The 12,607-nt window shown below is 68.0% G+C and carries 6 protein-coding genes; 3 read left to right on the top strand and 3 right to left on the bottom strand.

The annotated features are described in order from the left end of the window. Positions 1-65: 65 nt before the first annotated feature. The gene (locus ACTJJK_RS01455; RefSeq protein ID WP_051884497.1) at positions 66-1,175 is read right to left on the bottom strand and encodes a glycoside hydrolase family 99 protein; all 1,110 of its coding nucleotides are present in this window, start codon (positions 1,173-1,175) and stop codon (positions 66-68) included. A 513-nt stretch (positions 1,176-1,688) separates the two neighbouring features. Here ACTJJK_RS01455 and ACTJJK_RS01450 point away from each other — a divergent pair. Continuing rightward, positions 1,689-3,776, top strand: a complete 2,088-nt coding sequence (locus ACTJJK_RS01450; protein WP_440729277.1) for a S8 family serine peptidase — start codon at positions 1,689-1,691, stop codon at positions 3,774-3,776. Between the two features lie 125 nt (positions 3,777-3,901). Here the strand turns inward: ACTJJK_RS01450 and ACTJJK_RS01445 are convergent, their stop codons facing one another. Continuing rightward, the gene (locus ACTJJK_RS01445; RefSeq protein WP_440729276.1) at positions 3,902-5,299 is read right to left on the bottom strand and encodes a GntP family permease; all 1,398 of its coding nucleotides are present in this window, start codon (positions 5,297-5,299) and stop codon (positions 3,902-3,904) included. A gap of 316 nt (positions 5,300-5,615) precedes the next feature. Here ACTJJK_RS01445 and ACTJJK_RS01440 point away from each other — a divergent pair, with 316 nt between their 5' ends. Next, positions 5,616-7,802 (top strand): TonB-dependent receptor, encoded by a 2,187-nt coding sequence (locus ACTJJK_RS01440; protein ID WP_440729338.1) that lies wholly within the window; start codon positions 5,616-5,618, stop codon positions 7,800-7,802. Positions 7,803-8,215: 413 nt separating this feature from the next. Then, complete coding sequence (locus tag ACTJJK_RS01435) at positions 8,216-11,566, top strand: hybrid sensor histidine kinase/response regulator (RefSeq protein WP_440729275.1); 3,351 nt, start codon at positions 8,216-8,218, stop codon at positions 11,564-11,566. Positions 11,567-11,914: 348 nt separating this feature from the next. On the opposite strand, the gene ACTJJK_RS01430 is transcribed toward ACTJJK_RS01435, so the two are convergent. Then, complete coding sequence (locus ACTJJK_RS01430) at positions 11,915-12,580, bottom strand: response regulator transcription factor (RefSeq protein ID WP_031370838.1); 666 nt, start codon at positions 12,578-12,580, stop codon at positions 11,915-11,917. Positions 12,581-12,607: the final 27 nt, after the last annotated feature.

Genomic DNA, 12,607 nt, shown 5'->3' with positions numbered 1-12,607 from the left:
TTGCGCCGGCTCTGCGGCGGCGCTGTCGCGGCTTACGCCGCTCCTACCCTTGAAGCGGTGAGGCGCTATTCGGCGGCGGACTTATAGCGCTGCAGCCAATGCGCGGTGCGTTCGAGGTAATACTCCGGTGCCCGCGGTGCGTAATCCAGATACTCGAAGGCGGCGTGCTTGAACGCGACTGCCGGTTCGATCTGGGTGCCTTCGTGCCATTCGTTGAACGAGGTGATGCCGATGAACGGCGCGCCGCTGTCGATCGCCGCCTCGAACATCGCGTCGTAATAGCGGCCGCCGTCGCGCTCCTTCGTGTTCTTGGCATTCCAGGGGCGGACGCGGGTGTCGATATAACCCGGGCCGACCGAAGGAACGAACAGCTTGCCGTGTTGCTTGGCCCAGCGCTGCAACTCGGGCCAATGCTCGGGCGTGGCGCCGTAGCTGAAGCCGCGGCTGGCGAAATAGGTGTAGAAGCCGTCGAAGCCGGACTGCTCGAAGAAGGCATGCTCGTCGGCGCCGACCCACAGCCCGAGCACATCGGCATCGAAAGCGGTGCCGCGGATGCTGTCGGCACCGTCGCGGCCGAGCACCTGGGCCCAGTCCTTGGCGTCGATGACATAGGAGTCGTAGACGAAGAACAGCGGGCGTTTACTGTCCGGATCGCGATAGAAGGCCGGATGCGCGCCGAAGGTCTCGACCAGATAGCGGATCGAGGCGCGCGCGTCGGCGGCGGTCTTGCGCGCGGCCGGCTCGATCTGGAAGCAGATGCGCACGCCGTGGCGCTGTGCGGCTTCGAACAGCGGGCGCAGGCTCTTGTAGCTCGGGTCGTCGACGCCGAGCCAGGTCACCGCGATCACACCGATCCGCGCCGAGGCGATCATCGCCATGTGGCGCTCGATCACCGCCGGGTCGGCGCTGCTGTATTCGCCGAGTTGCGGATAGAAATTGGCCGAGATGTCGCCGTTGCCGGGCAGGCGCTTGGCCGTCCGGTCGCGGTCGTTCTCGCGCAATACATCGTGTGCCCAATGCAGCGGCGCGCCGTCGAGCGTCGGGCTGCCGTACCAGTTGTAGTAGAAGGCGATCGCGCGCGGATTCAATGCGTGCGGCGCATCCGCCGCCGAGGCGAGCAAGGGCGACAGCAGCGAGACGATCGACAACAGGCAACGCAGTAAGAGCAGGCGCATGGACGAGTAGGGCAGCGGCGACCGCCCGACTATAGGACGCCGCGCGCGTCGCGCACAGCGCCGGCGCAGCGGCAGCGCGCGGTTTTGGCATTGTCGAAATCGTCGAAACGCATCGGGTTCCCGATGATTTCGCTGCTGCGCTCGCCGACACGTCGTCCAGGGCGAATATTTTTCGATTCGTTTGGAATTTTTTGGATGGCCGGACGGTCGCGCTGAAGGCCGATGGCCTGGCTTCGGCCGAACCCCGCCGCGGCGCAAGCCGCGACCGCCGTCTCAGGCCACGGCCGCGGGCCGCCGGCACCCAACGGCGCGCATCGCTTTCTGTGATGCCACTCAACGTCGCCGGCGGAACGCCGTTCGTATTCACGTGGACGCCGCCCCGGCGCGGGCGCAGTGTCGGTAGCCGTCCCACGACGCCAGCAGCAGGGACGCCCGCAGTCGCTCTTCAGCACTTCTCTAACCCGAGCCGCCGTCGTCGCCGACGGCGTTCCATCGATCCATCGGAGAACTCGCATGACCGACCGTCGTCTGTTGCATCTCGCCATCGCCGTAGCGATCGGCTTCGCCGCCACCGCTTCTTCCGCTCCGGCCGCCTCGCCGGGCGCCGATCCGCGTTTCGAACTCGATCTGGGCGGATTGCGTTTCGACCCGCTCGCATCCACGCCGGTGCAGCCCAGCAGCGCCTGGGGCCGCGCGCGCGCCGATGGCGAAGACTGGCGCCTGATCCAGTTCGGCGGCCCGGTGCGCCAGGCCTGGCTCGACGAACTGCGTCGTGCCGGCCTGGAGCCGGTGCAGTACGTCCATCCCTACACCTATGTCGCCTGGGGCCGTCGCGATGCCTTGGCGCGGCTCTCCGGCCGTCCTGAAGTGCGTTGGAGCGGCGATTTCCTGCCGGCGTATCGGGTGCAGCCCGAACTGCGCAAGGCCGAACTGCGCAAGGCCGCGACCGGGGCGGTCGAGGTCGATGTCGTCAGCCGCCGCGGCAACTCCGGCTTCGTCACTGCATTGAACGTGCTCGGTGCGAGCAAGGTCGGCGCCGAGGCGCGTGCGATCGATCGCCACCTGCAGGCGCAGACTCTGCGGATATCGGTTGACCGCCTCTCGGCACTGGCGCAGACGCCCGGCGTTTACAGCGTGCAGAGCGTGCCGACCGACGGCGGCCTGCGCGGCGAGATCAGCAGCCAGATCAACGCCGGCAACGTCAACGCGAGCAATTTCGCCTTGCCCGGTTATCGCGCTTATCTGACGTCCATCGGCGTCGACGGCACCGGCGTGACCATGGCCAACGTCGACAGCGGCATCTACCACACTCATCCCGACCTGGCCGCGCGCATGACCGCCTGCGTGGGCAGCACCTGCGGCGCGGCGGCGAGCAGCGCGCACGGCACCCACACCGCGGCGATCATGGCCGGCGACGGCGCATCGAACGTCAACGCGACCACGCCGAACGGCAGCTTCCGCCGCGGTCTCGGCGTGGCGCCGGGCGCCAAGTTGGTCGAGCAGCGTTATTCGCCGACCTACAGCCAGGCCGGCGGCATGTTGCTGTTGATGACCCAGTCGGTGCGCAACCGCGCGGTGATCTCCGGCAACAGCTGGGGCCCGGCCGGTTCGCCGCGCGGTTACGACAACGCCACCCGCCAGGTCGATGTCGGCGTGCGCGATGCCGACCCCGATGCGCCCGGCGATCAGCCGCTGAACTACGTGCTGTCGTTCATGAACGGCAACGGCGGCACCCAGAGCCAGGGCACGCCGGACGAAGCCAAGAACACCTTCACCATCGGCTCGACCAAGGGACAGACCTCGGCCACGGTGCAGCTGACCGCGATCAACGACTTGTCCAGCAACACCGCGCACGGGCCGGCGCTCGATGGCCGGCGCATACCGAGTATGGTCGCGCCGGGGTGTTCGATCGACTCGGCCAACAGCGCGAGCGGCCACGGCCTGATGTGCGGCACCAGCATGGCCTCGCCGCAGGTCGCCGGCGCCAGCGCCTTGTTCGTGCAGTACTACCGCGCACGCTTCGGCGTCGATCCGAGCCCGGCGTTGACCAAGGCCGCTTATACCGCGGTCGCGCAGAACCTGATCGGCCGTCTCGATGCCGACGGCGGCACCCTCGGCACCGCGCCCGACAGCAAGCAGGGCTGGGGGCGGATGCTGATCAAGCCGGTGCTGCAGCCGGCGCAGAGCGTGCAATACGTCGATCAGAGCCGTGTGTTCAATGCCAGCGGCGAGACCTGGACGAGGACCTTCACCGCGGCCGACCCGAGTAAGCCGATCCGGATCATGCTGGTCTGGACCGATGCGCCCGGCCATGGCCTCGGCGGCACCACCCCAGCCTGGAACAATAACCTCGATCTGCGCGTCACCGCCGGCGCCAGCACTTACCTCGGTAACGTTTTCTCCAGCAGCGGCTGGTCGGTCACCGGCGGCAGCGCCGATGCCAGGAACAACGGCGAGGGCGTGTTCCTGCAGGCCGCGCAGCATGGCGGCAGCGTCAACGTCGAAGTGCGCGCGACCGACATCAACTCCAACGCACTGCCGAACGCCGGCGACGACACCGACCAGGACTTCGCCCTGGTCTGCTACAACTGCGCGGGTTGAGCCTTCCTACCCGCTTAAAGCCCCTCTCCCGCGTGCGGGAGAGGGGTGGGGGTGAGGGCGGATGAGGTGAGGTAAGGGCAGATCGATACGCAACGAACGATCGATGAGCCGCCGCAACGCCGGCCTCACACCACCCCGGTCGCATAGAACACCCCGATCACCACGAACACCGCCATGGTCTTGATCAGGGTGATCGCGAACACGTCCTTGTAGGCCTGGCGATGGGTCAGGCCGGTCACCGCCAGCAGGGTGATGACCGCGCCGTTGTGCGGCAGGGTGTCCATGCCGCCGGAGGCCATCGCGGCGACGCGGTGCAGCACTTCCATCGGGATGCCGGCGGCGTTGGCGTTGGCGATGAAGCTGTCGGCCATGGCCGCGAGCGCGATGCTCATGCCGCCCGAGGCCGAGCCGGTGATGCCGGCCAGGGCGGTCACCGTGACCGCTTCGTTGACCAGCGGGTTCGGAATCGCGGCCAGGGCATTGGCGACCACCAGGAAGCCCGGCAGCGCGGCGATGACCGCGCCGAAACCGTATTCGCTGGCGGTGTTCATCGCCGCGAGCAGGGCGCCGCCGATAGCCGCCTTGCTGCCTTCGGCGAAGCTCACCGTCACCGGCTTCCAGGCAAAGACGACCACCGCGGCGATGCCGATCAACAGCGCGCCTTCGACCGCCCAGATCGCGGCGATTTTCGACACCTCCTGCACTACCGGCGCGGCGTCGCCGATGACCGCCGGGTCGAAACTGTGTCGAGCGCCGTACACCTGCGGCAGCCACACGCTGAACGCTTTGTTGGCGATGCCGACCAGCAGCAGCGGCAGGATCGCGACCGCCGGATGGGCGAGGCGGCCGCCGGCGAACGGCGCCGGCTCGTTGATCAGATTCTCGCCGTAGCCTTCGCCGGCGCGCAGCGCCACGCGGCGGCGCCAGTTCAGATAGCGCAGGCCGACGATCAGGATGAACACGCCGCCGATCAGGCCCAGCCAGGGCGCGGCCCAGGTGTCGGTGCCGAAGAACGCGGTCGGGATGATGTTCTGGATCTGCGGCGTGCCCGGCAACGCGTCCATGGTGAAGGTGAACGCGCCGAGCGCGATGGTGCCGGGGATCAGGCGCTTGGGAATGTCGCTCTGGCGGAACAGCTCGGCGGCGAAGGGATACACCGCAAACACCACCACGAACAGCGACACGCCGCCGTAGGTGAGCAGGGCGCAGACCGCGACGATCGACAGCATGGCGCGTTCGCGCCCGAGCAGGCGGATGGTCGCGGCGACGATCGATTTCGAGAAGCCCGAGACCTCGATCAGCTTGCCGAACACCGCGCCGAGCAGGAACACCGGGAAATACAGCTTGAGGAAGCCGACCATCTTGTCCATGAACAGGCCGGTGAACATCGGCGCGACCAGGCTCGGGTCGGTCAGCAGCACTGCGCCGAGCGCCGCCACCGGCGCGAACAGGATCACGCTGTGGCCGCGATAGGCGACATACATCAGAAAGCACAGCGCGGCCAGCACGATCACGAACGCCATCGGTTTGTTTCCCCGTGACGAACGTCCAGGCCCGTCGGTGCGCGCAGTGTCGGCAAGCGCGGGCGGACGGGGCATTGTCCGAAGGTACAGCTGCCCGGCGTGACCGCGTCCTCATAGTCTGCGCGGCATGACGGGGGCCTTCGTCCAGCTGCCGCCGCCATTCTCGCGTGGGGGCGGAATGGCGGCGGTGCGGACACCGGCCCATCGCGATCGCTACGAACGGCTGCTGCAAACGGCCGCTACAAGGGGAGAGACACACGTGAAGCAAGGCAAGCAGACACGCAGCAAGATCGGTCACAGCACGTTGAGCCTGGCCATCGCCGGCGCGTTGCTGGCGCCGGCCGCCTGGGCGCAGGAAGCCGCGCCGGCCGCCGAGGCGCAGGCCAAGACGCTGGGTTCGATCACCGTGACCGCGCGCAAGCGCGAGGAGACCTTGCAGGAGGTGCCGGTCGCGATCACCGCGTTCACGCCCGAGGCGCTGGATCGGCTCAATGTCGAAGACCTCAGCGACCTCGACGCGCAGGTGCCCAATCTGACCATCTACGCCGCGCGCGGCTCCAGCAGCACCATCACCGCTTATATCCGCGGCGTCGGCCAGTCCGATCCGCTGTGGGGCGTCGACCCGGGCGTCGGCATCTACATGGACGATGTCTACATCGCCCGTCCGCAGGGGGCCTTGCTCGACGTGTTCGACGTCGAGCGCATCGAAGTGCTGCGCGGCCCGCAGGGCACGCTGTACGGCAAGAACACCATCGGCGGCGCGATCAAGTACATCTCGCGCGGCCTGCCGACTTCGCTCGACGGCTTCGCTTCGGTCACGGTCGGCAACTACGGCCAGCTCGACGTCAAGGCGGCGATCGCCGGCCCGATCGGCGGCAGCACCCAGGGCGGCGATGCCACCCTGCGCGGCCGCCTCTCGGTGGCCAGCCTCAACCGCGACGGTTTCGGCGAGAACGTGGTTACCGGCCAGGACGTCAGCGATAAAGAGATTCTCGCCCTGCGCGGCAGCCTCGGCGCCTACGTCAGCGATGCCCTCGATATCCAGTTCGCCTTCGACTGGATGGACGACCAGTCCGGCGTGCGCGGCGCCAAGATGCTCGCCGCCAACCGTTTCGCCCCGGGCCAGGCGCCGCTGAATTCGCGCTACGACATCCGCAGCGGCATGCCCAACATCAACGACACCACCATCAAGGGCGCGTCGGCGACGGTCAATTGGCGCGCCAGCGAAGACTGGAGCTTCAAGTACGTGCTGGCCAAGCGCGAGTCGGACACCGAGACCAACATCGACTTCGACACTCTGCAGAACAAGATTGCCGACGTGAAGGCGTTCTACAGCGACCAGCAGATCACCCACGAGCTGCAGGCCAACTACGACGGCGGCGGCCGCGCCCGCGGTGTCATGGGCGTGTACGCCTTCGACGGCGAGGCCGGCGGCCAGGTGCTCAACAACTTCTTCAACCTCAGCTTCGGCGACACCCAGGGCACGGTCTTCACCGAGAGCATCGCCGCTTATGCCGACTGGACCTTCGATCTTACCGACAAGCTCAAGCTCGACGTCGGCGTGCGCTACACCGACGAGGACAAGCGCGCCAAGGTGCTCAACCGCGGCTACCGCGACGCCAGCTTCAGCGTGCCCAACGGCCTGGTCGCGGCGAATTTCGACCGCAAGATCAATTTCAAGAACACCTCGCCGAAGATCTCGCTCGACTACCAGATCGCGCCCGACATTCTGCTGTACGGCCTGGCCACGCGCGGCTTCAAGTCCGGCGGCTACAACATCCGCGCACAGGCCGCCGCGGTGCCGCGCTCGGCCGAGCCCTTCGACGACGAGGTCGTCGACAGCTTCGAAGTCGGCAGCAAGATGGCCTTCTTCGATCAGCGCCTGTTCTTGAACCTGGCCTATTTCCACAACGACTACAAAGACATCCAGTTGTCGGTGTTCACCGCCTACGACAGCAACGGCGACGGCACCAACGATGCCTTTTTCGGCGATTTCACCAACGCAGGCTCCGGCACGGTGCAGGGCCTGGAAGTCGAATACCAGTGGCTGCCGAACGAGCATTGGCTGATCTCGGGCAACCTGGCCTGGCTCGACGCCAAGTACGACGAATTCATCTATGCCGGCGTCAACATCGCCAACGAGCAGGAGTTCACCAACGCCCCGGACTTCTCCGGCGCGCTCAACGTCGAGTACCGCACCGACCTGAGCAACGGCAGCAATCTGTCGGCGCGCGTGGGCTACAGCTACCAGAGCGACGTGGTGGCGACCACCGAGATCATCCGTACCGGCGCAGTGCCGATCACCCAGGACGGCTATGGCCTGGTCAACGCCGGCGTGACCTGGAAGAGCCCGGGCCCGTGGACGGTGTCGCTGCAGGGCACCAACCTGGCCGACAAGGAATACCGCACCACCGGTTACAGCCTCAACTCGGCCTTGGGCGTCTACACCGGCTTCTACGGCCCGCCGCGCCAGTACACGCTGTCGGTGAAGTACGCGTTCTGATCGTTGCCGCGGCGACCGACGACGTCGCCGTGACGGCGTGAATCCTCTGCCACGGATGGCGGGGATTCGTTTTGTTTGGCTTGGGTCGGATATTGAGAAGTGAAAGCCGAGAGCCGAGAGCCGAGAGCAAATCCCCCTCGGTCCCCCTTTTCCAAAGGGGGAGGTATTTCAGGGCGATTCGTTCGATCCCGAAGCTCGTGCCGTTCTCTCTTGTAAACAGGGAAGTGCTTCGGGGAGATTCGTTCCTCACCCAAAGCCCATGCTGTTCCCCCCTTTGTTGAGGGGGGTAGGGGGGATTTGCTTTTGCCCAGCCTTCGCTTCGCGTAGCCAAAGCGACCCCTTTTCATCCGCAGGCCCATCCGCCGCACCGAACCGCTGCGCTATCCTGCGCCGATGCCTCCCGTCGCCGCCTCATGCTGAGCCTTACCGTCGTCGCCTTCGCCAGCCTGGCCTGGCTGGCGCTGATGTTCGGCACCGCGCTGTTCGCCGAGCGGCGGCCGAACGTGCTGGCGCGGCATTGGCGCCATATCTACGCGCTGTCGCTCGCGGTGCACTGCACCTCGTGGACCTTCTACGGCACGGTCACCCAGGCGGCGCGCTACGGTTGGCCGTTGCCGCCGACTTTCCTCGGCTCGATCCTGTTCTACGCGCTCGCGCTCGGCTTCATGGTCAAGCTGGTCAAGCTGGCGCGCGAAACCAACGCGACCTCGCTGGCCGACCTGATCGCCACGCGCCTGGGCAAGGACGCCTGGCTCGCCGCGCTGGTGACCTTGATCGCCGCGCTCGGCCTGATCCCCTACATCGCCCTGCAGCTCAAGGCCGTGGCGATGAGCTTCGCGATGCTGACCACGCGCGCGACCGACGGCGGCGCGCTGCCGGCCTGGCGCGACAGTGCGCTGTACGTGGCCTTGGCGATGGCCTTGTTCGCGATGTTATTCGGCACCCGCCGCGCCAGCGCGGCCGAGCACAACCGCGGCCTGGTCCTGGCGATGGCGTTCGAGTCGGTGTTCAAGCTCGCCGCGATGCTCGCGCTCGGCGCCTTCGTCTGGTTCGGCCTCGGCGATTTGCCGCAGGCCGCGGCGGTCGCTGTCGACGCACCGGCGCAGCCGGCCGGCGGTTTCGTGCCGCTGGTGCTGCTCGGCGGGCTGGCGATGTTCATCCTGCCGCATCAGTTCCACGTCGCGGTGGTCGAATGCCGCGATGAAGCCGACGTGCGCACCGCGCGTTGGCAGTTCCCGCTGTATCTGTTGTTGATCGCGTTGCCGGTGCTGCCGCTGGCCAAGGTCGGCCAGTCCTTGCTCGGCAGCCAGGTGCCGTCGGACCTGTACGTGCTGGCCCTGCCGCTGGCGCAAGGGCACGAATCGCTGGCGCTGTTCGCTTTCCTCGGGGGGCTCAGCGCCGCCACCGGCATGGTCGTGGTCAGCACCCTGACCCTGAGCCTGATGATCGGCAACCACTGGTTCGCGCCGGGTCTGCTGCGCGGCGCCTGGGCTCGCAACGACGACTTGCGCGGGCGCGTGCTCGCGCTGCGCCGCGCCGGCATCGTCGCGATCATGCTGTTGGCCTGGGGCTATAGCCGCCTGATCGCCGGCAGCGAGGCGCTCGCCGACGTCGGCGCGGTGTCGTTCTCGGCATTGGCGACCCTGGCGCCGGCACTCGCGTTCGCGGTGTGGCGGCCGCAGACGCCGGCGCGCGCCGCCTTTGCCGGCATCGTCGCCGGCTTCGCGGCCTGGGCCTGGGTGTTGCTGCTGCCGCTGTTGTACGAAGCGCGCGGTATCGCGCCGTCGTGGCTGCACGAGGGGCCGTTCGGTTGGCATTGGCTGGCGCCGGAACGTTTGTTCGGCCTGACCGGCTGGAGCCGGCTCGGTCGCGCGGTCGGCGTCAGTCTGTTCATCGGCACCCTGACCACCGTGCTGGCGGCGCTGTGGCGGCGCGAATCGCCGCGCCATGCGCGCCGCGGGCTCGATGCACAGACCTTGCGCGACGCCGGCCTGCGCTTTCTGTCGCGCGAACGCGTCGCGCAATTGCTCGACGGGGTGCCGGCCGGCGGCGCGGTCGATGCCACGGTCGAAGCAGGGGTCGAACGCGAACTGGCCGCGGTGCTGGGTTCGGCCTCGGCGCGGGTGCTGCTGGACGCGGCGCGGCGCGAAGCCGGGCGCGATCTCGACACCGTGGCGGCGATCGTCGGCGAGGCCTCGGCCGACCTGCGTTTCAACCAGCGTCTGCTGGAAGCGGCGTTGCAGAACATGAGCCAAGGCATCAGCGTGGTCGACGCGCAACTGCGCCTGGTCGCCTGGAACCGCCGTTATGCCGAGCTGTTCGGCTATCCGGCCGAGTTGCTGCAGGTCGGCCGGCCGATCGCCGATCTCGCGCGCTGGGCGATGCAGCGCTTACCGATGCAGGCCGATATCGAATACTCGCTGGAACGGCGCCTGGCCTTCATGCGCGCCGGCACTGCGCATTTGTCCGAGCGCGTGCTCGCCGACGGCAGCATCATCGAGATCCGCGGCAACCCCATGCCCGGCGGCGGCTTCGTCGCGACTTTCACCGACGTCACCGCGTTCCGGCGCGCCGAGGCCGGCCTGATCCAGGCCAACGAAACCCTGGAGCAGCGCGTCGCAGAGCGCACCGCCGACCTGGAAGTGGCGACCCGCGAGGCCGAGCGCGCCAACGAAGCCAAGAGCCGCTTCCTCGCCGCGGTCGGCCACGACCTGATGCAGCCCCTGCACGCCGCGCAATTGTTCACCGATGCCTTGGCGCAACAGGTCGCCGAGCCGGCGCAACGCGAAACCGTGGCCCAGATCGGCGGCGCGCTCGATTCCACCGGAGATCTGTTGACCGGTTTGCTCGACATGTCGCGTTTGCAGGCCGGCGGCCTGGTGCCGCAGCCGCGCGAGTTTCCGCTGGCCGAAGTGCTGGAGCCGTTGGCCTCGGAGTTCGGCGCCATTGCCGCCGCGCGCGGCCTGCGTTTCCGCTATGTCGCCTCGCGCGCGTGGACGCGCAGCGACCCGCAGTTGCTGCGCCGCGTGTTGCAGAACTTCCTCGCCAATGCGGTGCGCTACACCGCGCAGGGGCGGGTGTTGATCGGCGTGCGTCGGCGCGGTGGCGGCCTGTCGATCGAAGTGCACGACAGCGGCCCGGGCATCGCGGCCGACCAGCGCACGATGATCTTCGAGGAATTCCGCCGTGGCGAGGACGCGCCGGGGCAGGGCCTCGGCCTGGGCCTGTCGATCGCCGACCGCATCGCGCAATTGCTCGACGCGCCGCTGAGCCTGCACAGCCGCGTCGGCCACGGCACCGCGTTCGGCGTACGCGTGCCGAGCCTGCCCGTGCCGCAGCCGATCGCATCGCAGCCGATCGCGTCCGCCGGCGCGGCGCGCGGCATCGCCGGGCTGCGCGTGCTCGCGGTCGACAACGATCCGCAGGCCTTGGGCGCATTGAGCGAGACGCTGCGGCGCTGGGGCTGCGCCGTGGTCACCGCCAGCGTCGGCGAGGACGCGCGCCGGGCCATGCGCGAGCAGCCCGCGGCGCTGTGGCTGTTCGACTACCACCTCGACGACGACGACACCGGCGTGGCCCTGGCGCAGCGCCTCAGCGACGAGTTCGGCGCACGGCCTTGCCTGCTGCTGAGCGCCGACACCGGTGCTGCGGTGCGGCAATCGGTGCATGCCGCCGGCTGGTCGCTGCTGGCCAAACCGGTCAAGCCGCTGGCCCTGAAATCGGTGCTCGACCGCTTGCTCGCCGCCGGCGGAATCGAGCGCTGAGCGCCATCGCCGCGCCGAATTCGGGTGGTGACCAAGCGTGAGCAAAGTCAAGGAAATTTGGTGGTCATTTTCTAGCCAACCCTATTGCAATGCTTGTGTAGCAATGCGTTGCGAGTGGTTGGAAGAGAACTGTCCGCAGGCTTGTCCACAGGCTGTGTGGACAACACGGGCCGCGAAAACGATAAACAGCCTGAATGTGCCAAGGTCTGTGCCGCGTGCTTCGTCGCAGGCCTATCACGATCCGCGATGGCGTGCGCAGTCTTGACGGCGCGAGTGTCCGACGCTAGACGCCACCAAGGAATCCGGGGTCGAGCGGCGGGCGCGGAACGTCCGAGCCGACGCTAGCGCTTAGTCTTCGATTCGCCGCGCCGGGTCGGACAATTCGAGTTCGCGCAAGACCACGCCGGCCTGGGTGCGGTTGCGCACGCCGAGGCGGTCGAAGATCGCCGACAGATGCGCCTTGACTGTGCGCTCCTGCACGTCGAGGCGATCGGCGATCTGTTTGTTGAGCAAGCCCTGTGCGACCAGGGTCAGCACCCGGAACTGCTGCGGCGACAGGCTGGCCAGGCGCGAGGCGAGGTCGGCGTCGCCGCGCTCGCTGTGAGTGCGCGCGACCGCGGCGCGCAACGAGGCCGGCAGCCACTGCTCGCAAGCGAGCACCGCGCGAATCGCATCGCGCAATTCGTCCAGGCCGGAACTCTTGGGCAGATAACCGGCGGCGCCATGGTCGAGCGCGCGCCGCACCACGCGCGGATCGTCGTTGGCCGACACCACCGCGACCGCGGTGCCGGGGTACTGCGCGCGGATCGCCGCGAGCCCGGCCAGGCCGTGGTTACCGGGCATGTGCAGATCGAGCAGAACCAGGTCGATGCCGGGCTCGGCTTCGAGCGCGGCGAGGGTGTCGTCGAGCGTGCCGGCTTCGCGAATCATGGTGTCGGGCACGGCATCGGCCGCGGCCTGGCGCAGTGCGGCGCGGAACAGCGGGTGGTCGTCGGCGATCAGCAGGGTCGGCATCGTCTTTAGCCTAACAGGCCCGGCGCA

It is taken from the genome of Lysobacter sp. 22409 (assembly GCF_052045105.1).
GTDB lineage: Bacteria > Pseudomonadota > Gammaproteobacteria > Xanthomonadales > Xanthomonadaceae > Lysobacter > Lysobacter antibioticus_B.
The sequence above is the reverse complement of the archived record's forward strand: the minus strand, read 5'-3'. Positions and strand labels throughout refer to the sequence as shown.

Coding starts and splice junctions, on each gene's coding strand:
- ACTJJK_RS01455 (WP_051884497.1), bottom strand. CDS start 1,175: ATGCGCCTGCTCTTACTGCGTTGCCTGTTGTCGATCGTCTCGCTGCTG.
- ACTJJK_RS01450 (WP_440729277.1), top strand. CDS start 1,689: ATGACCGACCGTCGTCTGTTGCATCTCGCCATCGCCGTAGCGATCGGC.
- ACTJJK_RS01445 (WP_440729276.1), bottom strand. CDS start 5,299: ATGGCGTTCGTGATCGTGCTGGCCGCGCTGTGCTTTCTGATGTATGTC.
- ACTJJK_RS01435 (WP_440729275.1), top strand. CDS start 8,216: ATGCTGAGCCTTACCGTCGTCGCCTTCGCCAGCCTGGCCTGGCTGGCG.
- ACTJJK_RS01430 (WP_031370838.1), bottom strand. CDS start 12,580: ATGCCGACCCTGCTGATCGCCGACGACCACCCGCTGTTCCGCGCCGCA.